The sequence below is a fragment of the Streptomyces sp. NBC_00096 genome (assembly GCF_045041305.1).
GTDB lineage: Bacteria > Actinomycetota > Actinomycetes > Streptomycetales > Streptomycetaceae > Streptomyces.
Map to the genome: position 1 here is coordinate 5,888,611 of NZ_CP108221.1, position 26,932 is coordinate 5,915,542.

The window sequence follows — 26,932 nt, forward strand, 5'->3', positions numbered from 1 at the left end:
GCGAGCATGAGGAGCATCGTTGAGCAGGTTGCGTTGGCTGACGGCCGGGGAATCTCACGGCCCGGCTCTGGTAGCGACGCTGGAGGGTCTTCCCGCCGGCGTTCCGGTCACCACCGAGCTGGTGGCCGACCACCTGGCCCGGCGCCGGCTCGGCTACGGCCGCGGTGCCCGGATGAAGTTCGAGCAGGACGAGGTGACCTTCCTCGGCGGTGTCCGCCACGGTCTGTCCCTCGGCTCCCCGGTCGCCGTGATGGTGGGCAACACCGAGTGGCCGAAGTGGGAGAAGGTCATGTCGGCCGACCCCGTGGACCCCTCGGAGCTCAAGGAGACCGGCCGCAACGCGCCGCTCACCCGGCCCCGTCCCGGCCACGCCGACCTCGCCGGCATGCAGAAGTACGGCTTCGACGAGGCCCGGCCGATCCTGGAGCGCGCCAGCGCCCGTGAGACCGCCGCCCGTGTCGCCCTCGGTGCCATCGCCCGCTCCTTCATCAAGGAGGTCGCGGGCATCGAGATCGTCTCCCACGTCGTGGAGCTGGCCGCCGCGAAGGCCCCGTACGGCGTCTACCCGACCCCCGCCGACGTCGAGAAGCTCGACGCCGACCCGGTGCGCTGCCTCGACGCCGACGCGTCGAAGGCGATGGTCGCGGAGATCGACCAGGCCCACAAGGACGGCGACACCCTCGGCGGCGTCGTCGAGGTCCTCGCCTACGGGGTGCCCGTCGGCCTCGGCTCGCACGTGCACTGGGACCGCCGCCTCGACGCGCGCCTCGCGGCCGCGCTCATGGGCATCCAGGCCATCAAGGGCGTGGAGGTCGGCGACGGCTTCGACCTCGCCCGCGTACCCGGCTCGCAGGCGCACGACGAGATCGTCTCCACCCCCGAGGGCATCAAGCGCACCACCGGCCGCTCCGGTGGCACCGAGGGTGGTCTGACCACCGGTGAGCTGCTGCGCGTACGCGCCGCGATGAAGCCGATCGCGACCGTGCCGAAGGCCCTCGCGACCGTGGACGTGGCCACCGGCGAGGCCACCGTCGCGCACCACCAGCGCTCCGACGTCTGTGCCGTGCCCGCCGCGGGCATCGTGGCCGAGGCCATGGTCGCCCTGGTGCTGGCCGACGCCGTCGTGGAGAAGTTCGGCGGCGACTCGGTCCCCGAGACCCGTCGCAACGTCCGCTCCTACCTCGACAACCTGCAGATCCGGTGAGCGCGAACCCGAGCACCGGCCCCCTGGTCGTCCTCGTCGGCCCCATGGGGTCCGGCAAGTCCACCGTGGGCGAACTGATCGCGCGGTGGCTCGGCGTCTCCTACCGGGACACCGACGCCGACATCGTCGCGGCCCAGGGCCGGGAGATCTCCGACATCTTCGTGGACGAGGGCGAACCGTACTTCCGTGAGCTGGAGCGGGAGGCGGTCGCCGCCGCCGTCGCCGGACACGACGGGGTCCTCGCCCTCGGCGGCGGCGCCGTCCTCGACGAGAAGACGCGCGAGCTGCTGACCGCGCTGCCGGTCGCCTACCTCTCGATGGACGTCGAGGAAGCGGTCCGGCGCGTGGGCCTCGGCGCCGCGCGCCCGCTGCTCGCCGTCAACCCGCGCCGTCAGTGGCGCGAGCTGATGGAGGCCCGGCGCCCCCTGTACACCGAAGTCGCGCGCGTCGTGGTGGCCACCGACGACCGCACCCCCGAAGAGGTCGCCCAGGCGGTCCTCGACGCTCTGGAGTTGAAGAACGCATGACAGACCAGGTGACGCGGATCCAGGTCGGCGCGAGTGCCGGGCACGACGCGTACGAGGTGCTGGTCGGCCGGCAGCTGCTCGGCGAGCTCGGCTCCCTGATCGGTACGAAGGCCCAGCGGGTGGCGGTCATCCACCCCGAGGCCCTCGCCTCGACCGGTGAGGCCCTGCGCGACGACCTCGCCGCCCAGGGGTACGAGGCCGTGGCCATCCAGGTGCCGAACGCCGAGGAGGCCAAGACGGCCGAGGTGGCGGCGTACTGCTGGAAGGCGCTGGGCCAGTCCGGCTTCACCCGCACCGACGTCATCGTCGGCGTCGGCGGGGGAGCCTCCACCGACCTCGCGGGCTTCGTCGCGGCCTCCTGGCTGCGCGGCGTGCGCTGGATCGCCGTACCGACCACCATCCTGGCGATGGTGGACGCGGCCGTCGGCGGCAAGACCGGCATCAACACCGCCGAGGGCAAGAACCTCGTCGGCGCCTTCCACCCGCCGGCCGGCGTGCTCTGCGACCTGGCGGCGCTGGAGTCGCTGCCCGTCAACGACTACGTCAGCGGTCTCGCCGAGATCATCAAGGCCGGATTCATCTCCGACCCGGTGATCCTCGACCTGATCGAGGCGGACCCCGAGGCCGCGCGCACGCCCGCCGGGCCGCACACGGCCGAGCTGATCTGCCGCTCCATCCAGGTCAAGGCCGACGTGGTCTCCAGCGACCTCAAGGAGTCGGGCCTGCGGGAGATCCTCAACTACGGGCACACCCTCGCGCACGCCATCGAGAAGAACGAGCGCTACAAGTGGCGCCACGGCGCGGCCGTCTCGGTCGGGATGGTCTTCGCCGCGGAGCTCGGCCGGCTGGCGGGCCGGCTCGACGACGCCACGGCCGACCGGCACAAGGCCGTCCTCGCCTCGGTGGGGCTGCCGCTGACCTACCGCGGCGACCAGTGGCCCAAGCTGCTGGAGACCATGAAGCTCGACAAGAAGTCCCGCGGTGACCTGCTGCGCTTCATCGTCCTGGACGGGCTGGCCAAGCCGACCGTCCTGGAGGGTCCGGACCCGGCGGTCCTCGTGGCGGCGTTCGGTGAAGTCACGGCCTGAGCCGGTCCAACCGCGTGACCGGATGACCCTTCGGGCCTCCGGGGTCATATAACGTTCTCGCATCAGTCGTGCTGGAACGAGACGGAGTAGCCGCGGATGCACCAGGGAGTGGCAGGCGGGGGCTGGGAGCCGCCGGGGAGTCAGCACCCGGCGGCGGCGCCGCAGCGGCCGCAGGCAGCCCCCGTGCGGGGCTGGCCCCTGCCTGCGGGGCCCGTGCCTCCGGGGCCGGGGTCTCCCGTGCCGGGGCCTCCCGTGCCGGGGTCCGGCATGCCGGGGTTTCCCGCGCCGGGGTTTCCCGCGGCGGGGTCGCCCGTGCCGGGGTCGCCCGTGCCCCCGCCGATACCGGGCGTGCCGGACGGGGCCACCGGGCACCTCCCGCTGCCCCCCGCCGTCCCCGGCACCGGCGGCGCCACCCTCGCGGTGCTGCTGATCGGCCCCGCGGGCGCCGGGAAGACCACCGTGGCCCGCCACTGGGCCGGCACCCGTCCCGTCCCCACCGCGCACATCAGCCTGGACGACGTACGGGAATGGGTGTGCTCGGGCTTCGCGGACCCCCAGGCGGGCTGGAACGACCACTCCGAGGCCCAGTACCGCCTCGCCCGCCGCACCTGCGGCTTCGCCGCCCGCAACTTCCTGGCCAACGGGATCTCCTGCATCCTCGACGACGCCGTGTTCCCGGACCGGCCGGTGGTGGGCCTCGGCGGCTGGAAGCGCCATGTGGGACCCGCGCTGCTGCCGGTGGTCCTGCTGCCCGGCCTCGAGATAGTCCTGGAGCGCAATGCCGCCCGCTCCGGCAACCGGCGGCTCTCCGACGAGGAGGTCGCGCGGATCCACGGCCGCATGGCCGGCTGGTACGGGTCCGGGCTGCCGATCATCGACAACTCCCACCTCGACGTCGAGGGCACCGCCCGCGCGCTGGACGAGACCCTGGCGCGGGTCATTTCGGCCCCGGCCCACTGAGCTCCGCCTGCCTGGCCGCCTGCCGGGTCCCGTGCGCCGCTCCCGCCGGATCCCCGGACGGCCGCGCTCACCAGGCCGGATGTGCGCCGCACTCGTAGGCTCGAAAACATGTCAGACGTGTACGCGGCCCGCCGGGGCCTGCTTCGCGACCGCTGTGCGGCCGCCGGAATCGCCGCCGCACTCATCACGCGTCCGGCGAACGTCCGTTACCTCTCCGGGGCGTCGCCGCTGGGCGCCGTCCTGCTGGTCGGACCGGGTGGTGAGGACATGCTGTTCTGCGCCGGAGCGCCCACCGGGGAGGCCGACGAGGGACGGCTCGACGAGAACCTGCGGCTCTCCGTGCTGGCCGGCCCCGGCGCGGATCCCGCCGTCGCGGCGGCCGACGCGGCCTCGCTCGCCCGCGCGGATTCCCTGGCGGTCGAGGAACACCACCTCACCGTCGGCCGGCACCGGGCCCTGGGCTCCGTGGCGCCCGGGCTGCGGCTGGCCGACCTCGGGACCGCCGTGGAGCAGCAGCGCCTCGTCAAGGACGAGGAGGAGATCGCCTGTCTGCGGATCGCCGCCGAGATCGCCGACCAGGCCCTCGGAGAGCTGCTGGAATCGATCCTGGTGGGCCGCACCGAACGGCACCTGGCCCTGGAGCTGGAACGCCGCCTGGTGGACCACGGGGCCGACGGCCCGGCCTTCCCCACCTCGGTCGGCACGGGCCCGCACTCCGGACGCTCCCGGCACCGGCCGTCCGACCGCAGGGTGGAGGAGGGCGACTTCCTCTCCGTCTGCCTCGGCGCCAACTACCGGGGCTACCGCTGCGAGATCGGCCGCACCTTCGTGATCGGTACGACCCCCGCCGACTGGCAGATCGAGCTGTACGACCTGGTCTTCACCGCCCAGCGGGCCGGCCGCGAGGCCCTGCTGCCCGGGGCCGCGTACCGAGACGTGGATCACGCGGCCCGCTCCGTACTCGACTCCGCAGGTCACGGCGAGGCCCTCGCCGCGTGGACCGGACACGGCGTCGGTCTCGAAATCGACGAGGACCCGCAGCTTGCACCTACGGCCATGGGTAAACTGGACGCTTGCGTGCCGGTCACCGTCGAGCCGGGGGTTCACCTCCCTGGCCGGGGCGGTGTCCGGATCGATGACACGCTCGTCGTGCGCCCCGAGGCGGACGGCGGTCCCGAGCTACTCACCATTACGACCAAGGAGCTGCTCGCGCTCTAGCCCGCACCGCCGGGCTGTGCGCGCACCCGTGGTCTTCCAGTGCAGGAGATTCCCAAACCGTGGCTTCCACGAACGACCTCAAGAACGGCATGGTGCTCAAGCTCGACGGTGGCCAGCTCTGGTCCGTCGTCGAGTTCCAGCACGTCAAGCCCGGCAAGGGCCCGGCCTTCGTGCGCACCAAGCTGAAGAGCGTCATGTCCGGCAAGGTCGTCGACAAGACCTTCAACGCCGGCACCAAGGTCGAGACGGCCACCATCGACCGCCGCGACATGCAGTTCTCCTACATGGACGGCGAGTACTTCGTGTTCATGGACATGGAGGACTACGACCAGCTGATGGTCGACAAGAAGGCCGTCGGCGACGCCGCCAACTTCCTGATCGAGGGCTTCACCGCCTCCGTGGCCCGCCACGAGGGCGAGGTGCTCTACGTCGAGCTCCCGGCCGCCGTCGAGCTGACCATCCAGCACACCGACCCGGGCGTCCAGGGCGACCGCTCCACCGGTGGCACCAAGCCGGCGACGCTGGAGACCGGTCACGAGATCCAGGTCCCGCTCTTCATCAACACCGGTGAGAAGATCAAGGTCGACACCCGCACGAGCGACTACCTCGGCCGGGTGAACAGCTAACCGTGGCTGCCCGGAGCAACGCGCGCAAGCGCGCTTTCCAGATCCTGTTCGAGGCCGACCAGCGCGGGGTGTCCGTGCGCGAGGTCCTCGCGGACTGGATCCGCCACTCGCGGTCGGACACCGACCGCCAGCCCGCGGTGAACGAGTTCACCATGGAACTCGTCGAGGGGTACGCCGACAAGGTGGACCGCATCGACGATCTGATCGTCACCTACGCCGTGGACTGGGACCTCGACCGCATGCCGGTCGTGGACCGGAACATCCTGCGCCTCGGTGCCTACGAGCTGATCTGGGTCGACGAGACCCCGGACGCCGTGGCCATCGACGAGGCCGTTCAGCTGGCCAAGGAGTTCTCCACGGACGAGTCGCCCTCGTTCGTGAACGGACTGCTCGGCCGCTTCAAGGACCTCAAGCCGAAGCTGCGTCGCAGCGAGAGCTGATGCGCGCCGGTCAGGCGTGAACGGAGGGCCCGCAGCGCACGCGCTGCGGGCCCTCCGTCGTACGCCCGGACGGACACCGGGCGCGGACGCAAAAACCGGCGGATGCCGGGAGCCTCTCGGCTCCCGGCATCCGCCGGTACGTTTCTGCTGGGACCTGGAAGTCCTAAATGTCCTCGTGCGCCACCGCGCGACGCGCGTCCGCGTCCAGCACGCCCCAGCTGATGAGCTGCTCGGTCAGGACCGAGGGGGACTGGTCGTAGATGACGGCGAGGGTGCGCAGGTCGTCCTGGCGGATCGAGAGCACCTTGCCGTTGTAGTCGCCGCGCTGGCTCTGGATGGTCGCCGCGTAACGCTGCAGCGGGCCGGCCTTCTCAGCGGGTACGTGGGCCAGGCGCTCCAGGTCGAGGCGCAGCTTCGGCGGCGGCTCGGCCGCTCCGCCGGGGGTCGTGCCCGGCAGCAGTTCCTGCACCGGCACCCCGTAGAAGTCCGCCAGCTCGGCCAGACGCTGGACGGTCACGGCACGGTCCCCGCGCTCGTAGGAACCGACCACCACGGCCTTCCACCGGCCCTGGGACTTCTCCTCGACACCGTGGAGGGAAAGGCCCTGCTGGGTGCGGATGGCGCGGAGCTTGGCCCCGAGCTGTTTGGCGTATTCGCTGGACATAACGCTCCCGGACGCTGTGACGCTGTGACGACATGGACGCTGTACGGCTCCGCCGCGCGGCTGGTAACTCACTGTGAGGTTACGCAGCGTTACTTGGATGCGTCAAGCCGAATGGTCTCCATCGCCCACTTAAGAGGGGTCCTGGGCTGCCCCGATGCGCGGCCGCCGGATTCCCCCTGGTACCGTGGAGCCCGTAGATCAGACGTCCTTTAAGGTCCGTCCCGTGAGGCGGAGAAGGAGGTCCTTTTCATGGACACTCAGCACAGCCAGGCTCAGCCCATTGCGGACGCCGATGCCATGCGCCCCGTTCTCGAAGCGCAGGACATCGCACGGGTCCTCACCCGCATCGCCCACGAAATCGTCGAACGCGCCAAGGGTGCCGACGACGTGGTGCTCCTCGGCATTCCCACCCGCGGTGTTTTCCTCGCCCGCCGGCTGGCCGCCAAGCTCGAAGAGATCACCGGTGCCAAGATCCCGGTCGGTTCCCTCGACATCACCATGTACCGCGACGACCTCCGGATGAAGCCGGCCCGCGCGATCGGCCGCACCGAGATCCCCGGCGACGACATCGACGGCCGCCTGGTCGTCCTCGTCGACGACGTCCTCTTCTCCGGCCGCACCATCCGCGCCGCCCTCGACGCCCTCGGCGACATCGGGCGGCCCCGCGCCGTCCAGCTCGCCGTCCTCGTCGACCGCGGCCACCGCGAGCTGCCGATCCGCGCCGACTACGTCGGCAAGAACCTCCCCACCTCGCTGCGGGAGAACGTCCAGGTCCAGCTCCAGGAGGAGGACGGCCGCGACGCCGTGCTGCTCGGCCAGCGGACCGCCCGGGCAGCGGGGCAGTAGCCCGTACGCGTCAGCGGGCCCCTCGGGGGTCCGCGCCGAAGTCTGCCCTGCCGCACCTCAAAGCCCGCCTGTCTGCCCTCCCGACTTACGGAGCACCCGGATGAAGCGTCACCTCATCTCGGCCGCCGATCTCACGCGCGACGACGCCGTCCTCATCCTCGACACCGCCGAGGAGATGGCCCGCGTCGCGGACCGGCCGATAAAGAAGCTGCCGACCCTGCGCGGCCGCACGATCTGCAACCTCTTCTTCGAGGACTCGACCCGTACCCGGATCTCCTTCGAGGCCGCCGAGAAGCGCCTCTCCGCCGATGTGATCAACTTCGCGGCGAAGGGCTCCAGCGTCTCCAAGGGCGAGTCCCTCAAGGACACCGCCCAGACGCTGGAGGCCATGGGCGTCGACGCCGTGGTCATCCGCCACAGCGCATCCGGCGCCCCCTACCGGCTCGCGAACTCCGGCTGGATCGACGCCCCCGTGATCAACGCGGGCGACGGCACCCACCAGCACCCCACCCAGGCGCTGCTCGACGCGTTCACCATGCGCCGCCGGCTGGTCGGCCGGGACGCCGGGCTCGGCAAGGACCTCGACGGCCGCCGGATCACCATCGTCGGCGACGTCCTGCACAGCCGCGTGGCCCGCTCCAACGTGGACCTGCTGCACACCCTCGGCGCCGAGGTCACCCTGGTGGCCCCGCCCACCCTGGTGCCGGTCGGCGTCGAGGCCTGGCCGTGCGAGATCTCGTACAGCCTGGACGCGGTCCTGCCGAAGTCCGACGCCGTGATGATGCTGCGGGTGCAGCGCGAGCGGATGAACGCGGCCTTCTTCCCGACCGAGCGCGAGTACTCCCGCCGCTACGGCCTGGACGGCGCCCGGATGGCGCGGATGCCCGAGCACGCCATCGTCATGCACCCCGGCCCGATGGTCCGCGGCATGGAGATCACCGCCGAGGTCGCCGACTCCGACCGCTGCACGGTCATCGAGCAGGTCGCCAACGGCGTCTCGATCCGCATGGCCGTCCTGTACCTCCTGCTCGGCGGATCCGAGCCCGCCGTCACCACCACCAGCACGCCCCGCACCGAGGAGAGCAAGTAACGATGAGCAAGATCCTTATTCGTGGGGCGAAGGTACTCGGTGGCGACGTCCAGGACGTCCTGATCGAGGGCGAGACCATCGCCGCCGTGGGCGCCGACCTGGACGCCGGCGACGCGACCGTCATCGAGGCCGCCGGCCAGGTCCTCCTCCCGGGCCTCGTCGACCTCCACACCCACCTGCGCGAGCCCGGCCGCGAGGACTCCGAGACCGTCCTCACCGGCACCCGCGCCGCCGCCTCCGGCGGCTACACCGCCGTCTTCGCCATGGCCAACACCTTCCCCGTCGCCGACACCGCCGGCGTAGTGGAGCAGGTGTGGCGCCTGGGCAAGGAGTCCGGCTACTGCGACGTGCAGCCCATCGGCGCCGTCACCGTGGGCCTGGAGGGCAAGCAGCTCTCCGAGCTGGGCGCCATGCACGAGTCCGCCGCCCGCGTCACCGTCTTCTCCGACGACGGCAAGTGCGTGGACGACGCGGTGATCATGCGCCGCGCCCTGGAGTACGTGAAGGCCTTCGGCGGCGTCGTCGCCCAGCACGCCCAGGAGCCCCGCCTCACCGAGGGCGCCCAGATGAACGAGGGCATCGTCTCCGCGGAGCTCGGCCTGGGCGGCTGGCCGGCCGTCGCCGAGGAGTCGGTCATCGCCCGCGACGTCCTGCTCGCCGAGCACGTCGGCTCCCGCGTCCACATCTGCCACCTCTCCACCGCCGGCTCCGTGGAGATCATCCGCTGGGCCAAGTCCCGCGGCATCGACGTCACCGCCGAGGTCACCCCGCACCACCTGCTCCTCACCGACGAGCTCGTGCGCTCGTACAACCCGGTCTACAAGGTCAACCCGCCGCTGCGCACCGAGGCCGACGTACTGGCCCTGCGCGAGGCGCTGGCCGACGGCACGATCGACATCGTCGCCACCGACCACGCCCCGCACCCGCACGAGGACAAGGACTGCGAGTGGGCCGCCGCCGCCATGGGCATGGTGGGCCTGGAGACCGCGCTCTCCGTCGTCCAGCAGACGATGGTGGAGACCGGACTGCTCGACTGGGCGGGCGTCGCCGAGCGGATGTCCTTCGCCCCGGCGCGCATCGGCAGCCTTCCGAACCACGGACGGCCCGTCTCGGCAGGTGAACCCGCGAACCTGACCTTGGTCGATACCTCGTACCGTGGTGTCGTGGACCCCGCACACTTCGCCTCCCGCAGCCGCAACACGCCTTACGAGGGCCGTGAGCTGCCGGGTCGCGTCACTCACACCTTCCTGCGGGGCCGGGCAACGGTCGTGGACGGGACGCTGGCGTGACACCTGCAGTAATCCAACTGGCCGCCGAGGCCGAACGGCAGTCGGCGGAGGTGACCGACTGGGGCGCCCGCATCGCGTGGGTGGCCGGTCTGCTCGTCTTCATCGCGTTCGTGTACTGGCTCATGCGGCAGGGCTGGAAATGGCGCGGCACCCTGCAGAGCGATCTGCCGGAGCTGCCCGCCGCCCCCGGCGGTCTTCCCGAGCACCGGCTGGCCCTGACCGGCCGGTACCACGGGTCCACCACCGCCGGGCAGTGGCTCGACCGGATCGTCGCCCACGGTCTGGGCGTCCGCAGCCGGGTCGAGCTCGCGCTCACCGACGCGGGCCTCGACGTGGTCCGTCCGGGTGCCACCGACTTCTTCGTACCGGCCGCGCAGCTGCGCGGCGCCCGCCTCGACAAGGGAATCGCGGGCAAGGTACTCACCGAGGGCGGTCTCCTCGTCGTCACATGGGCGCACGGCGACAGGCTGATCGACTCCGGATTCCGCTCCGACCGCGCGGCCGAACACGCCGCCTGGGTCGAAGCGATCAACCTCATGAACCACTCAATCACCACGACGGAAGGCGCCGAACGATGACGACCTCCACCAGGGGAGCAGCCAAAGCTCCCGCCGTACTCGTCCTGGAGGACGGTCGGATCTTCCGCGGCCGCGCCTACGGCGCTGTGGGGGAGACCTTCGGCGAGGCCGTGTTCTCCACCGGCATGACCGGCTACCAGGAGACCCTCACCGACCCGTCGTACCACCGGCAGGTCGTCGTGATGACCGCCCCGCACGTGGGCAACACCGGAGTCAACGACGAGGACCCCGAGTCCTCCCGCATCTGGGTCGCCGGATACGTCGTGCGCGACCCCGCCCGCGTCCCCTCCAACTGGCGCTCCGTGCGCTCGCTGGACGAGGAGCTCGTCAATCAGGGCGTCGTCGGGATCTCCGGCATCGACACCCGCGCCCTGACCCGCCACCTGCGCGAGCGCGGCGCCATGCGCGTCGGCATCTTCTCCGGCCCCGCGCTCACCAGCGCCTCCGGCACGGGCACCGTCGAGGACGCCGCCCTGCTGGCCCGCGTCCTGGAAGCCCCGCAGATGAAGGGCGCCGACCTCTCCGCCGAGGTCGCCACCAAGGAGACGTACGTCGTCCCCGCGATCGGCCCCGACGGCGAAGCCGTCCCGCTCGGCGCCGCGAAGTTCACGGTCGCCGCCGTGGACCTCGGCATCAAGGGCATGACCCCGCACCGGATGGCCGAGCGCGGCATCGAGGTGCACGTGCTCCCCGCCACCGCCACCGTCGAGGACGTGTACGCGGTCAACCCCGACGGCGTGTTCTTCTCCAACGGCCCGGGCGACCCGGCCACCGCCGACCACGCGGTCTCCGTCATGCAGGGCGTCCTCGCCCGCAAGACCCCGCTCTTCGGCATCTGCTTCGGCAACCAGATCCTGGGCCGCGCGCTCGGCTTCGGCACCTACAAGCTGAAGTACGGCCACCGCGGCATCAACCAGCCGGTGCAGGACCGCACCACCGGCAAGGTCGAGATCACCGCGCACAACCACGGCTTCGCCGTGGACGCGCCCCTCGACAAGGTCTCGGACACCGCCTACGGGCGCGCCGAGGTCTCCCACGTCTGCCTGAACGACCAGGTCGTCGAAGGCCTCCAGCTGCTCGACCAGCCGGCCTTCTCCGTCCAGTACCACCCCGAAGCCGCTGCCGGCCCGCACGACGCCGCGTACCTCTTCGACCGTTTCACGTCTTTGATGAACACCGCCCAGATGGAGGCCGAGCGTGCCTAAGCGCACCGATATCCAGTCCGTCCTGGTCATCGGCTCCGGCCCGATCGTCATCGGCCAGGCCGCCGAGTTCGACTACTCCGGCACCCAGGCCTGCCGCATCCTCAAGGCCGAGGGCCTGCGGGTCATCCTGGTGAACTCCAACCCCGCCACGATCATGACGGACCCGGAGATCGCCGACGCCACGTACGTCGAGCCGATCACCCCCGAGTTCGTCGAGAAGATCATCGCGAAGGAGCGCCCCGACGCGCTGCTCCCGACCCTCGGCGGCCAGACCGCACTGAACACCGCCATCTCCATGCACGAGCAGGGCGTGCTGGAGAAGTACGGCGTCGAGCTCATCGGCGCCAACGTCGAGGCGATCAACAAGGGCGAGGACCGCGACCTCTTCAAGGGAGTCGTCGAAGCCGTCCGCGCCAAGATCGGCTACGGCGAGTCCGCCCGCTCGGTCATCTGCCACACGATGGACGACATCATCCAGGGCGTCGACACCCTCGGCGGCTACCCCGTCGTCGTGCGCCCCTCCTTCACCATGGGCGGCGCCGGCTCCGGCTTCGCCCACGACGAGGACGAGCTGCGCCGCATCGCCGGCCAGGGCCTGATGCTCTCCCCGACCACCGAGGTGCTCCTGGAGGAGTCCATCCTCGGCTGGAAGGAGTACGAGCTGGAGCTGATGCGCGACACCAAGGACAACGTCGTCGTCGTCTGCTCCATCGAGAACTTCGACCCGATGGGCGTCCACACCGGCGACTCGATCACCGTCGCCCCGGCGATGACGCTGACCGACCGCGAGTACCAGCGGCTGCGCGACATCGGCATCGCGATCATCCGCGAGGTCGGCGTCGACACCGGCGGCTGCAACATCCAGTTCGCGATCGACCCGGTCGACGGCCGCGTCATCGTCATCGAGATGAACCCGCGCGTCTCGCGCTCCTCGGCGCTCGCGTCGAAGGCCACCGGCTTCCCGATCGCCAAGATCGCCGCCAAGCTGGCCATCGGCTACACGCTCGACGAGGTCCCCAACGACATCACCGAGAAGACCCCGGCCTCCTTCGAGCCGTCCCTCGACTACGTCGTCGTCAAGGCCCCGCGCTTCGCCTTCGAGAAGTTCCCGCTCGCCGACGCCACCCTCACCACCACCATGAAGTCGGTGGGCGAGGCCATGGCCATCGGCCGCAACTTCACCGAGGCCCTCCAGAAGGCCCTGCGCTCCCTGGAGAAGAAGGGCTCGCAGTTCACCTTCGTCGGCCCCACCGGCGACAAGGAAGAGCTCCTCGCCACCGCGGTCCGCCCGACCGACGGCCGCATCAACACCGTCATGCAGGCCATCCGCGCCGGCGCCACCCAGGAAGAGGTCTTCGAGTACACGAAGATCGACCCCTGGTTCGTCGACCAGCTCTTCCTCATCAAGGAGATCGCGGACGAGCTGGCCGCCGCCGACAAGCTCCACCCCGAGCTGCTCGCCGAAGCCAAGCGGCACGGCTTCTCCGACGCCCAGATCGCCGAGATCCGCGGCCTGCGCGAGGACGTCGTCCGCGAGGTGCGCCACGCGCTCGGCGTCCGCCCGGTGTACAAGACGGTCGACACCTGCGCCGCCGAGTTCGCCGCGAAGACCCCGTACTTCTACTCCTCCTACGACGAGGAGTCCGAGGTCGCCCCGCGCGAGAAGCCCGCGGTCATCATCCTGGGCTCCGGCCCGAACCGCATCGGCCAGGGCATCGAGTTCGACTACTCCTGCGTCCACGCCTCCTTCGCGCTCAGCGACGCCGGCTACGAGACCGTGATGGTCAACTGCAACCCCGAGACCGTCTCCACGGACTACGACACCTCCGACCGCCTGTACTTCGAGCCCCTCACGCTCGAAGACGTGCTGGAGATCGTCCACGCCGAGTCCCTGGCCGGCCCCATCGCCGGTGTCATCGTCCAGCTCGGCGGCCAGACCCCCCTCGGTCTCGCCCAGGCGCTCAAGGACAACGGCGTCCCCGTCGTCGGCACCCCGCCGGAGGCCATCCACGCCGCCGAGGACCGCGGCGCCTTCGGCCAGGTCCTCGCCGACGCCGGACTGCCCGCCCCCAAGCACGGCACCGCCACCACCTTCGCCGGAGCCAAGGCCATCGCCGACGAGATCGGCTACCCCGTCCTCGTACGCCCCTCGTACGTGCTCGGCGGCCGCGGCATGGAGATCGTCTACGACGAGGACCGGCTGTCCTCGTACATCGCCGAGTCCACCGAGATCTCCCCGACCCGCCCCGTGCTGGTCGACCGGTTCCTCGACGACGCGATCGAGATCGACGTCGACGCCCTCTACGACGGCACCGAGCTCTACCTCGGCGGCGTCATGGAGCACATCGAGGAAGCCGGCATCCACTCCGGCGACTCGGCCTGCGCCCTGCCCCCGATCACCCTCGGCGGCTACGACATCAAGCGGCTGCGCGCCTCCACCGAGGCCATCGCCAAGGGCGTCGGCGTACGCGGTCTGATCAACATCCAGTTCGCGATGGCGGGTGACATCCTCTACGTCCTGGAGGCCAACCCGCGCGCCTCCCGGACCGTCCCCTTCACCTCGAAGGCCACCGCGGTCCCGCTCGCCAAGGCCGCCGCTCGCATCTCGCTCGGCACCACCATCGCCGAGCTCCGCGAAGAGGGCATGCTCCCGAAGACCGGCGACGGCGGCACCCTGCCGCTCGACGCGCCGATCTCCGTCAAGGAGGCCGTCATGCCGTGGTCGCGCTTCCGCGACATCCACGGCCGCGGCGTCGACACCGTCCTCGGCCCGGAGATGCGCTCCACCGGCGAGGTCATGGGCATCGACTCCGTCTTCGGCACGGCGTACGCCAAGTCGCAGGCCGGCGCCTACGGCCCGCTGCCCACCAAGGGGCGTTGCTTCATCTCCGTCGCCAACCGCGACAAGCGCTCGATGATCTTCCCGGCGCGCGAGCTCGTCGCCCACGGCTTCGAGCTGATGGCGACCTCGGGCACCGCGGAGGTGCTGCGCCGCAACGGCATCAACGCCACCGTCGTGCGCAAGCTCAGCGAGGGCGAGGGCCCGGACGGCGAGAAGACCGTCGTCCAGCTCATCCACGACGGCCAGGTCGACCTGATCGTCAACACCCCGTACGGGACCGGCGGCCGCCTCGACGGCTACGAGATCCGTACGGCCGCCGTGGCGCGCGGCGTCCCGTGCCTCACCACGGTCCAGGCGCTCGCCGCGGCCGTCCAGGGCATCGACGCGCTCAACCGCGGCGACGTGGGCGTCCGCTCGCTCCAGGAGCACGCGGAGCGGCTGACCGCGGCCCGCGACTAGGTCCCCACCAGGACCTGACAGCCCGTACGGCCCGTAGAGGGGAGGGGGACACCGTCAAGCGCGATGCGCGACGGTCGTCCCCCTCTTCATGAGCGCACAAGGGAACTCCTGCACGATGTACAAACTCTTCTTCAACCTGGTCTTCAAGCGGATGGACCCGGAGCAGGCCCACTACATGGCTTTCCGCTGGATCCGCCTCGCGGCACGCACCCCGGTGCTGCGCACCTTCGTCGCCGCCTCGCTGGCCCCCCGCCACGAATCGCTGCGCACCGAGGCACTCGGGCTGCGGATGCACGGCCCCTTCGGGCTCGCGGCCGGCTTCGACAAGAACGCCGTCGCCATCGACGGGATGTCGATGCTCGGCTTCGACCACATCGAGATCGGCACCGTCACGGCCGAGGCCCAGCCCGGCAACCCGAAGAAGCGGCTGTTCCGGCTGGTCCCGGACCGCGCGCTGATCAACCGCATGGGCTTCAACAACGAGGGCTCGGCGGCCGTGGCCGAGCGCCTGGCGGCCCGCGTGCCGGTCTTCAAGACCGTCGTCGGCGTCAACATCGGCAAGACGAAGGTCGTCCCCGAGGAGGAGGCCGTCGCGGACTACGTGGCCTCCACCGAGCGCCTCGCCCGGCACGCCGACTACCTCGTCGTCAACGTCTCCTCGCCGAACACCCCCGGCCTGCGCAACCTCCAGGCCACCGAATCCCTGCGGCCGCTGCTGAGCGCCGTGCGCGAGGCCGCGGACCGCGTCGTCACCGACCGGCGGGTCCCGCTGCTCGTCAAGATCGCGCCGGACCTCGCGGACGAGGACGTGGACGCGGTCGCCGACCTGGCCCTGGAGCTCGGCCTGGACGGCATCATCGCGACGAACACGACGATCGCCCGCGAGGGCCTGGGCCTCAAGTCCTCGCCGTCGCTGATCAAGGAGACCGGCGGCCTGTCCGGCGCCCCCGTCAAGGAACGCTCCCTGGAGGTCCTGCGCCGGCTGTACGCCCGCGTGGGCGACCGGCTGGTCCTGGTCGGCGTCGGCGGCATCGAGAACGCCGAAGACGCGTGGCAGCGGATCCTGGCCGGCGCGAGCCTGATCCAGGGCTACAGCGCCTTCATCTACGAGGGCCCCTTCTACGCCCGCGCCATCCACAAGGGCCTGGCCGCCCGCCTGGCCGCCAGCCCGTACGCGACGCTCGCCGAAGCGGTGGGCGCGGAAACCCGAAAGGCCGCCCTGTGAGCTCTGTGATTCCGTTCGGTACGCGCCTGCGCGAGGCCATGGACACCCGCGGGCCGCTGTGCGTGGGCATCGACCCGCACGCGGCGCTGCTGGCCTCCTGGGGCCTGAACGACGACATCGCGGGCCTGGAGAAGTTCTCCCGCACGGTCGTCGAGGCGCTCGCCGACTCGGTCGCGGTCTTCAAGCCGCAGGCCGCCTTCTTCGAGCGGTTCGGCTCCAAGGGCATCGCGGTGCTCGAGCAGACCGTGGCCGACGCCCGCGCGGCGGGCACGCTGGTGGTCATGGACGCGAAGCGGGGGGACATCGGCTCCACGATGGCCGCGTACGCGGAGACCTTCCTGTCGCCCTCCTCGCCGCTCTTCTCCGACGCGCTGACCGTCTCCCCGTACCTGGGCTACGGCTCGCTGAAGCCGGCGGTCGATCTGGCGCGCGAGTCGGGTGCGGGCCTGTTCGTCCTGGCCCTGACCTCGAACCCGGAGGGTGCGGAGGTCCAGCGGGCGGTGCGGTCGGACGGCCGGTCCATCGGGGCGACGATGCTGGCGCACCTGGCGGCGGAGAACGCGGGTGCCTCCCCGATGGGCTCCTTCGGAGCGGTCGTCGGCGCGACGCTCGGGGACCTGTCCTCCTTCGACCTGGACATCAACGGGCCGCTGCTGGCTCCCGGCATCGGGGCGCAGGGGGCGACGGCGGCGGACCTGCCGGCGGTCTTCGGCGCGGCCGTCCGCAACGTCGTCCCGAACGTGTCGCGGGGCGTGCTGAAGCACGGCCCGGACGCCGGTGCCCTGCGGGCCTCCGCCCGCACCTTCGCGGAGGAGATCCGCGAGGCCGTCTCCGCCTGACGCGGCTGCCGCTGCGCGGGGCGAGGTCCCCTACCCGCCCTTCGCCCGTTCCCCGGGACTCCGCCCCGGACCCGTTGCCACGTGCGGCGCCGTTGCCGGGGGCCAGCCCCCGGACCCCCGCTCCTCAATCGCCGGGGCGGGGCTGGATTTCGGCCGACGGGCAATTCCAGCCCCTCCGGCGTTTGAGGAGCGGGGTCTGGGGCGGAGCCCCAGGGGCCTCGGGCGGAGCCCGGGGCCTGCGGGGTCCGGGCGGAGCCCGGGGGACGGTGGAAGGGCGGGTAGGGGACTCCGCGCCGCGCAGCGGTACACCCGCAGCCGGGCCGGGGACAGGGCGTACGGCCCGGAGGGTCGGGGCTTCCGGCCGGTGCCCCCGGGGCTGGACGCGGGCGATCATGGGGTGGGGGGTTACGCCCCCTACCCCGGACGGAGCGCCCCGCGTGCCCCCCGTACAGACCACCGCCACCATCCGGCGCATCGACCCCGTCGGGGCCTACCACCACCTGGTCCTCGACGCCCCGTCGGTCGCCGGGGTGCGGCCCGGCCACTTCGGCGCCCTCGCGATCGGCGGCCCCGACTCCGCCACCCTGCTGCGCCGCGCGTTCTCCATCCACCGCGCCGACCCCGGCGAGGGAACCGTCGAGTTCGTCTTCGCCGAAGCCGGCCGCGGGACCAGGGCGCTGGCCCGTCACCGCCCCGGCGACACCGTCGACCTCATCGCCCCCCTCGGCACCCCCTTCCCCCTCCCCGCGGGCCCGGTCGGCGCGGTCCTGGTCGCCGGGGGCTACGGCAGCGCCCCGATGTTCGCCCTCGCCGAGGAGATCCTCGGCCGTGGCGGCCGGGTCGCCTTCGTGCTCGGCGCGGCCACCGCCGACCGGCTGTTCGGAGTCGAGCGGGCCAGGGCCCTCGCCGATCACGTGTACGTGGTCACCGACGACGGCTCGGCCGGCCGAAGGGGCCGGGTCACCGGGCCCCTCGCGGAGGCCATCACGGCGGTCGCCGCCACCGAGGTCCACTCCTGCGGCCCGATGGCCATGCTCAAGGCCGTCACGGAGATCGCCACCGCCGCCGGAGCGGCCAGCCACACCGCGGTGGAAGAGGCCATGGCCTGCGGCATCGGGATCTGCATGAGCTGCGTGCTGCCCGTCACCGGCCCCGACGGCGTCACCCGGTTCCTTCGCTCCTGCACATCCGGCCCCGTCTTCGACGGCTCCACCGTCCGCTGGGACGACGCCGGAACCCTGCCCGAGGACCTCGAGGGTGCCGACGCGATGACCCCTCAGGAGGCCCGGCGGTGACCGCACCCACGAACGTGCCGACGAACGTGCCGGCGAGCGCGCCGATCAAGCCCGAGGACGTGGACATGTCGGCGCCGCTCGGCGCCCGCGTCACCCTCCCCAACCCGGTCTCCACCGCCTCCGGCTGCGCCGGCTACGGCCGCGAGCTGCACCGCTTCACCCCGCTGGACCAGCTCGGCACCATCACCACCAAGACGGTGATGCCGTACGTCCGCTCCGGCCGCGCCACTCCCCGGATGGCCGAGACCCCCAGCGGGATGCTGAACTCCATCGGGCTCCAGGGCTCCGGCGTCGACCGCTTCGTCGAGCGCGAACTGCCCTGGCTGGCCGAGCGCGGGGCACGGGTCCTCGTATCGGTCGCGGGGGAGCGTGCGGAGGAGTTCGCCGAGGTGGCCGCCCGGCTGACCGGGCAGCCCGGGGTGGTCGGCATCGAGGCCAACATCTCCTGCCCCAACGTCGCGAGCCGCGGCCTCGTCTTCGCCTGTGACGCCGAGGCCTCCTTCGAGGTGGTCGGGGCGGTCCGGGCGGCGGCGGGCCCGGAGCTGCCCGTCTACGCCAAGCTGACCCCCGACGTGACACGGATCACAGACATCGCGGCCGCCTGTGCGGAGGCGGGCGCCGACGGGCTCTCGATGATCAACACCGTCCTCGGGATGGTCATCGACACCGACACGATGCGCCCGGCCCTCGCGGGGGTCACCGGAGGCCTCTCCGGGCCCGCGATCCGCCCGGTCGCCGTCCGCTGCGTCCACCAGGTCCACGGGGCGATGCTCGCCGGCGCCGTACGGCGGGTTCCCATCCTGGGCATGGGCGGGATCGCCTCCGCCCGCGACGCGCTCGAATTCGTCCTCGCGGGCGCTTCGGGGGTGGCGATCGGGACCGCACTGTTCAACGACCCGTCGGCGCCGCTGCGGATCCTCGACGGGCTGCGCGCGGCCCTCGCCGCACGCGGGATCGGGGCGTTCGAGGACGCCGTCGGGCGGGCTCATCGCACTGTCTGACGAAATTCGAACGTCTTTCACCGGACAAAACCGGGGTGTTTTGTCCGTGATGTACGGTTCAGTGGAGGCTGACCAGGACTTTTCGTCCGTTCTCGCTGACTGGAGCGGTCGTGGACGCTAGTCTCCGACCAGAGTGAACGAGCAGCGATCGAGCACCACCGCTGTTCGGACGCTTCCCTGACGTGATGCCTTCCGGCATCCCGTCGGTCCGTATCCGACAGTTCGACATCCGAGGTGACGTAGGCGTGGCTCTTCCGCCCCTTACCCCTGAACAGCGCGCAGCAGCGCTCGAAAAGGCCGCCGCGGCTCGCCGGGAGCGGGCCGAGGTGAAGAATCGACTCAAGCACTCCGGCGCCTCCCTGCATGACGTCATCAAGCTGGGTCAGGAGAACGACGTCATCGGCAAGATGAAGGTGTCGGCTCTCCTGGAGTCCCTGCCTGGCGTCGGCAAGGTGCGCGCCAAGCAACTCATGGAGCGCCTCGGCATCTCCGAGTCCCGGCGTGTCCGAGGTCTCGGTTCCAACCAGATCGCCTCTCTGGAGCGCGAGTTCGGCGGCAACGCCGCCTAAGGCGTCGTCCGAAGTTCTCCCGGCGTTCTCAGGCAGTCCCGAGAAGCTGGATAATCGCTCTATGGCAGCAGAGGTTCGTCCGCGGCTGACCGTGCTCTCCGGCCCTTCGGGGGTCGGCAAGAGCACGGTCGTCGCGCATATGCGCAAGGTTCACCCCGAGGTCTGGCTCTCGGTGTCGGCCACCACCCGCAAGCCGCGGCCCGGTGAGCGACACGGAGTCCACTACTTCTTCGTCAACGACGACGAGTTCGACAAGCTGATCGCCAATGGCGAGCTGCTGGAGTGGGCCGAGTTCGCGGGCAACCGCTACGGCACACCGCGCGGCGCAGTGCTGGAACGCCTGGAGAACGGCGAGCCGGTCCTGCTGGAGATCGATCTCCAGGGCGCCCGACTCGTACGCGAGTCGATGTCCGAGGCACAGCTGGTCTTCCTCGCACCCCCGAGCTGGGACGAGCTGGTCCGCCGGCTCACCGGCCGCGGCACCGAATCGGCGGTGGTCGTCGAGCGCAGGCTCGACGCCGCCAAGATCGAACTGGCTGCCGAATCCGAGTTCGACACCACCCTGGTCAACACCTCGGTCGAGGACGTGGCGCGCGAGCTGCTAGCCTTGATGAATGTCGTCTGATCGTTGACCGGTGTTCAGCCGGTCCGGGCGGTCCGAAATTCGGCAGCGTCTAGGTTTTTCCCCATCTTCGGAAGGTAGAGCGTGTCCTCTTCCATTACTGCGCCCGAGGGCATCATCAACCCGCCGATCGACGAGCTGCTCGAGGCCACGGACTCGAAGTACAGCCTCGTGATCTACGCGGCCAAGCGTGCCCGTCAGATCAACGCGTACTACTCGCAGCTCGGTGAGGGCCTGCTCGAGTACGTCGGCCCGCTGGTGGACACCCACGTCCACGAGAAGCCGCTTTCGATCGCGCTGCGCGAGATCAACGCGGGTCTGCTGACCTCCGAGGCCATCGAGGCCCCGGCTCAGTAAGGCACGAGTTTTCCTTTCACCACAGGCCCGGCAGAACATCTGCCGGGCCTGTGGTGTGTCATAGGGGTCATAGGTGTCACCGGTGTCAGGGAACCGGCCCGGAAATCAGCCGAAGGGGCGTGTGTGGTGGGTAAGCCGAAGGTCGTGCTCGGAGTCAGCGGCGGGATCGCCGCTTACAAGGCGTGCGAGCTGCTGCGCCGGCTGACCGAGTCCGGGCACGACGTACGGGTGGTGCCGACGGCGGCCTCGCTGAACTTCGTCGGCGAGGCCACCTGGGCCGCCCTCTCCGGGAACCCGGCCTCCACCGAGGTCTGGGAGAGCGTCCACGAGGTGCCGCACGTGCGCATCGGCCAGTCCGCCGACCTCGTGGTCGTCGCCCCGGCCACCGCCGACATGCTGGCCAAGGCCGCCCACGGGCTCGCCGACGACCTGCTCACCAATACGCTCCTCACCGCACGCTGTCCCGTGGTGTTCGCACCCGCGATGCACACCGAGATGTGGGAACACCCGGCCACCCAGGAGAACGTCGCCACGCTGCGCCGGCGCGGAGCCGTCGTCATCGAGCCGGCCGTCGGGCGGCTCACCGGCAAGGACACCGGCAAGGGGCGGCTGCCGGACCCCGAGGAGATCTTCGAGGTCTGCAAGAGCGTGCTGGCCCGCGGCGTGACCGGGCCCGACCTGGCCGGCCGGCACGTGGTGATCAGCGCGGGCGGTACGCGCGAACCCCTGGACCCGGTCCGCTTCCTCGGCAACCGCTCCTCCGGCAAGCAGGGCTACGCCCTCGCCCGCACCGCCGTCGCGCGCGGGGCCCGGGTCACCCTGGTCTCCGCCAACGCCGCGCTCGCCGACCCCGCCGGGGTGGACCTCGTACGGGTCGGGACGGCCCTGCAGCTGCGGGAAGCGGTGCTCAAGGCGGCCGCGGACGCCGACGTGGTGGTGATGGCCGCGGCCGTGGCCGACTTCCGGCCCGCCGAGTACGCGGCCGGGAAGATCAAGAAGAAGGACGGCCAGGAGCCCGCGCCGGTCGTCCTCGTACGGAATCCGGACGTTCTTGCGGAGATTTCCGCCGACCGCGCCCGGGAGGGCCAGGTCGTGGTGGGCTTCGCCGCGGAGACGGACGACGTGCTCGCAAATGGGCGGAGCAAGCTCCTCCGCAAGGGGTGTGACCTGCTCGTCGTGAACGAGGTCGGTGAGACCAAGACCTTTGGTTCCGAGGGGAACGAGGCGGTCGTCCTGGGCTCCGACGGGAGCGAGACCGCGGTCCCCTATGGTCCGAAGGAGGCGCTCGCAGAGGTGATTTGGGACCGGGTCGCTCTCCTGATGGAAGCGCGACGCGCCTGAGCGGAGCCTCTTTCCGCAGGGCGATCCGTGCGTAAGAATGGAGTGCCGCAGGTCACACGGCTCCCATAGGGCGAGACGGGTGGTCCAGCGGACGGTGGCGACCGATAAACTGCATCCGGAACGTGATCGGGCGCAGCCTCCGATGTGGTTCCGCCAATAATTCAGCCAGCAGCCGCTGCAACCCCAGGGAGCGTTGTGTCCCGTCGCCTTTTCACCTCGGAGTCTGTGACCGAGGGTCACCCGGACAAGATCGCTGACCAGATCAGCGACACCATTCTCGACGCGCTCCTCACCGAGGACCCGACCTCCCGCGTCGCCGTGGAGACCCTCATCACCACCGGTCTCGTCCACATCGCCGGAGAGGTGACGACGAAGGCCTACGCGCCGATCGCGCAGCTCGTCCGCGACAAGATCCTCGAGATCGGCTACGACTCCTCCAAGAAGGGCTTCGACGGCGCCTCCTGCGGCGTGTCGGTGTCCATCGGCGCGCAGTCCCCGGACATCGCGCAGGGTGTCGACACCGCCTACGAGAAGCGTGTCGAGGGCGATGAGGACGAGCTCGACAAGCAGGGCGCCGGCGACCAGGGCCTGATGTTCGGGTACGCCTGCGACGAGACCCCCGAGCTGATGCCGCTGCCGATCCACATCGCGCACCGGCTGTCCAAGCGGCTGTCCGAGGTCCGCAAGAACGGGACCATCCCGTACCTGCGCCCGGACGGCAAGACCCAGGTCACCATCGAGTACGACGGCGACAAGGCCGTCCGTCTCGACACGGTCGTCGTGTCCTCGCAGCACGCGGCGGACATCGACCTGGACTCGCTGCTGGCTCCCGACATCCGCGAGTTCGTCGTCGAGCACGTGCTGAACCAGCTGGTCGAGGACGGCATCAAGCTGGAGACCGAGGGCTACCGCCTGCTGGTCAACCCGACCGGCCGCTTCGAGATCGGCGGCCCGATGGGCGACGCCGGCCTGACCGGCCGCAAGATCATCATCGACACCTACGGCGGCATGGCCCGCCACGGCGGCGGCGCCTTCTCGGGCAAGGACCCGTCCAAGGTCGACCGCTCCGCCGCCTACGCCATGCGCTGGGTCGCCAAGAACGTCGTCGCCGCCGGACTGGCCTCGCGCTGCGAGGTCCAGGTCGCGTACGCGATCGGCAAGGCCGAGCCGGTCGGTCTGTTCGTCGAGACCTTCGGCACCCACAAGGTCGACGTCGAGAAGATCGAGAACGCCATCGGCCAGGTCTTCGACCTGCGCCCGGCCGCGATCATCCGCGACCTCGACCTGCTGCGCCCCATCTACGCCCAGACCGCCGCCTACGGCCACTTCGGCCGCGAACTCCCGGACTTCACCTGGGAGCGCACCGACCGCGTGGACGCGCTGCGCACGGCCGCGGGCCTGTAAGCAGCACCGCCCGCGAGCAGCACCGCCTGACGCGAACGGCCCCGGACCCTCGGTCCGGGGCCGTTCGCGCGCCTGCCGCTCGCGTCGTTCGCGCCCCTGCCGTTCCTGCGCCCGGCGCCCGCGGAAATGCCGGTGCCCCGCGCGAACGGTGCGGCTAGGCTGGCGCAGGCCTCCCGGTGCGAAGGCGACGGATACATCTGGAGCGGGTGAGTCGTCCCCGTGTCGAAGGAACCCCACCGCCGCCGATGATGATCTCGGGAGCGCCGCCTTGCTCCGCGCTGTCGGTGGGGTTTGGTAAGAATGCGGGTGTGAGCAGCGCGAACGAGTCCGAGCAGCGGTTCGGGGACGACAGTCCCGCCAGCCCGCCGGAGCAGCTCGCCCTGATCCGGGAGATGGTCGCCGAGGCGAAGGCCAAGGCGCCCAAGGCGAAACCCCGCACCTGGCGCGGAGCCGCCGTCGCCGAGGAACTCCCCGTCGCCCGGGTCCTGGTCAACAAGGGCGTGCTCCACCTCGACCGGCTCTTCGACTACGCGGTCCCCGCCGAACTCTCCGAGACCGCCCGGCCCGGCGTCCGCGTCCGGGTCCGCTTCGGCGCCGGGGGCCACCGCGTCCACGGCGGCCGCCGCGAGGGCGGCGGGCTCATCGACGGCTTCGTCATCGAGCGCCGCGCCGACTCCGACTACAACGGCGCGCTCGCGGCCCTCGCCCAGGTCGTCTCGCCCGAGGTCGTGCTCGGCCCCCGCATGCTCGCCCTCGCCCGCGCCGTCGCCGACCGGTACGCCGGCAGCCTCGCCGACGTGCTCCAGCTCGCGCTGCCCGCGCGCAGCGCCCGCGCCGAGGCCAAGCCGTCCCCCGAGCCGCTGCCCCCGCCCGCCGCCCCCGAGCCCGCCGGCTGGGAGCGGTACGGCGCCGGGCCGGCCTTCCTGCGGGCCCTGGCCACCGGCGGCACCCCGCGCGCCGTGTGGACCGCCCTGCCCGGCCCCGGCTGGGCGGACGAGCTGGCCCGCGCGATGGCAGCCACCCTCGCCTCCGGGCGCGGCGCCCTCGCCGTGGTCCCCGACGGCCGCACCGCCGGCCGCGTCGACGCGGCCCTGACCGCGCTGCTCGGCGAAGGACGGCACGCTCTGCTGACCGCCGAGTCCGGGCCGGAGAAGCGCTACCGCCAGTGGCTGGCCGTCAGCCGGGGCTCGGTGCGGGCCGTCGTCGGCACCCGGGCCGCGATGTTCGCCCCCGTACGGGACCTCGGGCTGGTCGCGATCTGGGACGACGGGGACTCCAGCCACAGCGACGACCACGCCCCCTTCCCGCACGTGCGGGAGGTACTGGAGCTGCGCGCGGTCACCGACGGCTGCGCCTTCCTGGCCGGGAGCACCAGCTGCACCGTGGAGGCCGCGCAGCTCGTGGAGTCCGGCTGGGCCCGGCCGCTGGTGGCCGACCGCGAGACGGTACGGACGTACGCGCCCCGGATCCGGACCGTCGGCGACGAACTGCTGGCCCGGGACGGCGCGGCGCGGGCCGCGCGGCTGCCGAGCCTGGCCTGGGAGACCGTACGGGAAGGGCTGAAGACCGGGCCCGTCCTGGTCCAGGTGCCCCGGCGCGGGTACGTGCCCCGGCTGGCGTGCGAGCGGTGCCGCACACCGGCCCGCTGCACGGTCTGTGCGGGGCCGCTGGAGGCCCCCGACGAGCGGGACCTGCACTGCGGGTGGTGCGGGCGGCAGGAGAGCTCCTGGCACTGCCAGGAGTGCGGGTCGTTCCGGCTGCGGGCCCAGGTGGTCGGCGCGCGGCGGACGGCCGAGGAGCTGGGGCGGGCGTTTCCGGCGGTGCCGGTACGGACCTCCGGGCGCGACCACGTCCTGGACGAGGTGCCGGACCGGCCCGCGCTGGTGGTGTCCACGCCCGGCGCCGAGCCGGTGGCGGCGGGCGCCGGGTACGCGGCGGCGCTGCTGCTGGACGGCTGGGCGATGCTGTCCCGGCCCGACCTGAGGGCCGGTGAGGACGCGCTGCGGCGCTGGATCGCGGCGGCCTCGCTGGTACGGGGGGAGGGGCAGGTCGTGGTGGTCGCGGAGCCGACGCTGCGGCCGGTGCAGGCGCTGGTGCGGTGGGATCCCGTCGGGCACGCGGTGCGGGAGCTCGCGGAGCGGGCGCAGCTGGGGTTTCCGCCGGTGTCGCGGATGGCGGCGGTCGCGGGGCGCGGGGAGGCGGTCGAGGCCTTCCTGGCGGGGGCCGGGCTGCCTGCGGACGCGGAGATCCTGGGGCCGGTGCCGGTGGCGGGGCGGCGGGGGGAGGCTTCGCCGGGGGAGCGGGCGCTGGTCAGGGTGCCGCCGGGCAGTGGTGCGGCGCTGGCGGCTGCGCTGAAGGCCGCCCAGGCGGCCCGGCTGACCCGGGGGGGACCGGTGTCGGAGGCGGTGCGGATCCGGATCGATCCGCTGGACATCGGCTAGTCCCTGCCGGTACCTGGCGGGGGCCCTGCGGGGGCTCTGTCCCCTACCCGCCCTTCGACCGTTCCCCGGGCTCCGCCCGGACCCGGTCCTCAAACGCCGGACGGGCCGATGATCCGAAACGCCGGACGGGCTGGAATACGGCGAAAGCCCCCGGTGGGCGACCGGGGGTCGCTCCGCCGGGGGCGGGCCGTCGGGGGTCGGCGTCCCGGCGGGTGTGGATCAGCCGTTGCGGGGGCCGGGGAAGGCTCCGGGGCGGGACGCGCCCGCCTCCTCGCGCACCGGCTGCGGCGGCACCGAGCGGGCCGCCGGGACCGTGGGCAGCGGGCCGAGGGTCCGGGTCGTCGTGCCCTCGGCCAGCGGCTCCCGCTCGGCGGACTCGGCGCTCTGGGCCCGCCGGGCACCGTAGCGCCGGTGCACGGCCTGCTTGGTGACGCCGAGCGCCGAGCCGACCGCGTCCCACGAGAAGCCGAGCGAGCGGTCGAAGTCCACCGCGGCGGTGACCAGCGTCTCGACGCTGTCCCGCAGTTCCTGCGCGAGGCGGACGGTGGGAGCGGGGGCCCGACCGTAAACGACGAAGCCCGTGGACGGGCCCGAGCGGCGCGGGCGGTACACGTTGCCGAGCTGGGCGGTGAGCGTACGCAGAGCGTCCACCTGCCGGCGAACCCGCTCGATGTCCCGCACCAGCAGGTGCAGGCTGGCCCGTGCTTGGGCGTCGTGGGTGGCGTGGTCGGCCATGAAGAAGCCTCTCGAACCGGTGCTGAAGAGCGGATCGGGCCGCAGACACCGTTCTGTTTCGCGGCCC

Annotated in this window: 25 protein-coding genes; 23 read left to right on the forward strand and 2 right to left on the reverse strand. The window is 71.8% G+C overall.

The window, feature by feature from the left end; translation table 11 throughout:
- The first annotated feature begins 19 nt into the window (after positions 1-19).
- The 7 genes from aroC to nusB all read left to right on the forward strand — a co-directional run bounded on the left by aroC (position 20) and on the right by nusB (position 6,063).
- On the forward strand, positions 20-1,204 hold the full coding sequence (gene aroC / locus OG904_RS26090; protein WP_405494944.1) for a chorismate synthase: 1,185 nt from the start codon (positions 20-22) through the stop codon (positions 1,202-1,204).
- A gap of 44 nt (positions 1,205-1,248) precedes the next feature.
- The gene (locus tag OG904_RS26095; RefSeq protein ID WP_405498274.1) at positions 1,249-1,731 is read left to right on the forward strand and encodes a shikimate kinase; all 483 of its coding nucleotides are present in this window, start codon (positions 1,249-1,251) and stop codon (positions 1,729-1,731) included.
- Entirely contained in the window at positions 1,728-2,819 is a 1,092-nt protein-coding gene (gene aroB, locus OG904_RS26100; RefSeq protein ID WP_405494946.1) for a 3-dehydroquinate synthase, read from the forward strand. Before OG904_RS26095 ends, aroB begins: the two co-directional genes overlap by 4 nt.
- Positions 2,820-2,915: 96 nt before the next feature.
- Entirely contained in the window at positions 2,916-3,779 is an 864-nt protein-coding gene (locus OG904_RS26105; RefSeq protein WP_405494948.1) for an AAA family ATPase, read from the forward strand.
- A 108-nt stretch (positions 3,780-3,887) separates the two neighbouring features.
- Positions 3,888-4,997, forward strand: a complete 1,110-nt coding sequence (locus OG904_RS26110) for a M24 family metallopeptidase (protein ID WP_405494950.1) — start codon at positions 3,888-3,890, stop codon at positions 4,995-4,997.
- Between the two features lie 59 nt (positions 4,998-5,056).
- Positions 5,057-5,623 (forward strand): elongation factor P, encoded by a 567-nt coding sequence (gene efp, locus OG904_RS26115; RefSeq protein ID WP_328297637.1) that lies wholly within the window; start codon positions 5,057-5,059, stop codon positions 5,621-5,623.
- A gap of 2 nt (positions 5,624-5,625) precedes the next feature.
- Positions 5,626-6,063: a transcription antitermination factor NusB gene (nusB, locus tag OG904_RS26120; protein ID WP_405494953.1), complete on the forward strand. Its 438-nt coding sequence runs from the start codon at positions 5,626-5,628 to the stop codon at positions 6,061-6,063.
- A gap of 163 nt (positions 6,064-6,226) precedes the next feature.
- Here nusB and bldD read toward each other — a convergent pair whose 3' ends face one another.
- The gene (gene bldD / locus OG904_RS26125; protein ID WP_069929708.1) at positions 6,227-6,727 is read right to left on the reverse strand and encodes a transcriptional regulator BldD; all 501 of its coding nucleotides are present in this window, start codon (positions 6,725-6,727) and stop codon (positions 6,227-6,229) included.
- 249 nt (positions 6,728-6,976) lie between these two features.
- On the opposite strand from bldD, the gene pyrR reads away from it, so the two are divergent.
- The 16 genes from pyrR to OG904_RS26205 all read left to right on the forward strand — a co-directional run bounded on the left by pyrR (position 6,977) and on the right by OG904_RS26205 (position 26,130).
- Positions 6,977-7,573 carry a bifunctional pyr operon transcriptional regulator/uracil phosphoribosyltransferase PyrR gene (gene pyrR / locus OG904_RS26130; RefSeq protein WP_405494955.1) on the forward strand — a complete coding sequence of 199 codons (597 nt, stop codon included), beginning with the start codon at positions 6,977-6,979 and terminating at the stop codon, positions 7,571-7,573.
- Between the two features lie 100 nt (positions 7,574-7,673).
- Positions 7,674-8,663: an aspartate carbamoyltransferase catalytic subunit gene (locus tag OG904_RS26135; RefSeq protein WP_328297634.1), complete on the forward strand. Its 990-nt coding sequence runs from the start codon at positions 7,674-7,676 to the stop codon at positions 8,661-8,663.
- A gap of 2 nt (positions 8,664-8,665) precedes the next feature.
- On the forward strand, positions 8,666-9,952 hold the full coding sequence (locus OG904_RS26140) for a dihydroorotase (protein ID WP_405494957.1): 1,287 nt from the start codon (positions 8,666-8,668) through the stop codon (positions 9,950-9,952).
- Positions 9,949-10,530 (forward strand): hypothetical protein, encoded by a 582-nt coding sequence (locus OG904_RS26145; RefSeq protein ID WP_405494959.1) that lies wholly within the window; start codon positions 9,949-9,951, stop codon positions 10,528-10,530. The genes OG904_RS26140 and OG904_RS26145 overlap by 4 nt, the downstream gene beginning before the upstream one ends.
- On the forward strand, positions 10,527-11,735 hold the full coding sequence (carA, locus tag OG904_RS26150) for a glutamine-hydrolyzing carbamoyl-phosphate synthase small subunit (protein ID WP_405494961.1): 1,209 nt from the start codon (positions 10,527-10,529) through the stop codon (positions 11,733-11,735). Before OG904_RS26145 ends, carA begins: the two co-directional genes overlap by 4 nt.
- Entirely contained in the window at positions 11,728-15,036 is a 3,309-nt protein-coding gene (gene carB, locus OG904_RS26155) for a carbamoyl-phosphate synthase large subunit (protein ID WP_405494963.1), read from the forward strand. The genes carA and carB overlap by 8 nt, the downstream gene beginning before the upstream one ends.
- A 115-nt stretch (positions 15,037-15,151) precedes the next feature.
- A complete protein-coding gene (locus tag OG904_RS26160; RefSeq protein ID WP_405498276.1) occupies positions 15,152-16,261 on the forward strand; it encodes a quinone-dependent dihydroorotate dehydrogenase in 1,110 nt (369 codons plus the stop codon).
- On the forward strand, positions 16,258-17,100 hold the full coding sequence (gene pyrF, locus OG904_RS26165) for an orotidine-5'-phosphate decarboxylase (protein WP_405494965.1): 843 nt from the start codon (positions 16,258-16,260) through the stop codon (positions 17,098-17,100). The genes OG904_RS26160 and pyrF overlap by 4 nt, the downstream gene beginning before the upstream one ends.
- Positions 17,101-17,537: 437 nt before the next feature.
- Entirely contained in the window at positions 17,538-18,395 is an 858-nt protein-coding gene (locus OG904_RS26170) for a dihydroorotate dehydrogenase electron transfer subunit (RefSeq protein ID WP_405494967.1), read from the forward strand.
- Positions 18,392-19,396, forward strand: a complete 1,005-nt coding sequence (locus tag OG904_RS26175; protein WP_405494969.1) for a dihydroorotate dehydrogenase — start codon at positions 18,392-18,394, stop codon at positions 19,394-19,396. Before OG904_RS26170 ends, OG904_RS26175 begins: the two co-directional genes overlap by 4 nt.
- 245 nt (positions 19,397-19,641) lie before the next feature.
- Positions 19,642-19,965: an integration host factor, actinobacterial type gene (gene mihF, locus OG904_RS26180; protein WP_243334344.1), complete on the forward strand. Its 324-nt coding sequence runs from the start codon at positions 19,642-19,644 to the stop codon at positions 19,963-19,965.
- Positions 19,966-20,026: 61 nt separating this feature from the next.
- Positions 20,027-20,590: a guanylate kinase gene (gmk, locus tag OG904_RS26185; protein WP_405494973.1), complete on the forward strand. Its 564-nt coding sequence runs from the start codon at positions 20,027-20,029 to the stop codon at positions 20,588-20,590.
- A gap of 81 nt (positions 20,591-20,671) precedes the next feature.
- On the forward strand, positions 20,672-20,944 hold the full coding sequence (gene rpoZ, locus OG904_RS26190) for a DNA-directed RNA polymerase subunit omega (RefSeq protein ID WP_004948662.1): 273 nt from the start codon (positions 20,672-20,674) through the stop codon (positions 20,942-20,944).
- A gap of 126 nt (positions 20,945-21,070) precedes the next feature.
- The gene (gene coaBC, locus OG904_RS26195) at positions 21,071-22,285 is read left to right on the forward strand and encodes a bifunctional phosphopantothenoylcysteine decarboxylase/phosphopantothenate--cysteine ligase CoaBC (protein WP_405494976.1); all 1,215 of its coding nucleotides are present in this window, start codon (positions 21,071-21,073) and stop codon (positions 22,283-22,285) included.
- Between the two features lie 195 nt (positions 22,286-22,480).
- Positions 22,481-23,689, forward strand: a complete 1,209-nt coding sequence (gene metK / locus OG904_RS26200) for a methionine adenosyltransferase (protein WP_405494978.1) — start codon at positions 22,481-22,483, stop codon at positions 23,687-23,689.
- Between the two features lie 308 nt (positions 23,690-23,997).
- The gene (locus tag OG904_RS26205) at positions 23,998-26,130 is read left to right on the forward strand and encodes a primosomal protein N' (protein WP_405494980.1); all 2,133 of its coding nucleotides are present in this window, start codon (positions 23,998-24,000) and stop codon (positions 26,128-26,130) included.
- Between the two features lie 219 nt (positions 26,131-26,349).
- On the opposite strand, the gene OG904_RS26210 is transcribed toward OG904_RS26205, so the two are convergent.
- A complete protein-coding gene (locus OG904_RS26210) occupies positions 26,350-26,865 on the reverse strand; it encodes a hypothetical protein (RefSeq protein WP_388503655.1) in 516 nt (171 codons plus the stop codon).
- Between the last annotated feature and the right edge of the window lie 67 nt (positions 26,866-26,932).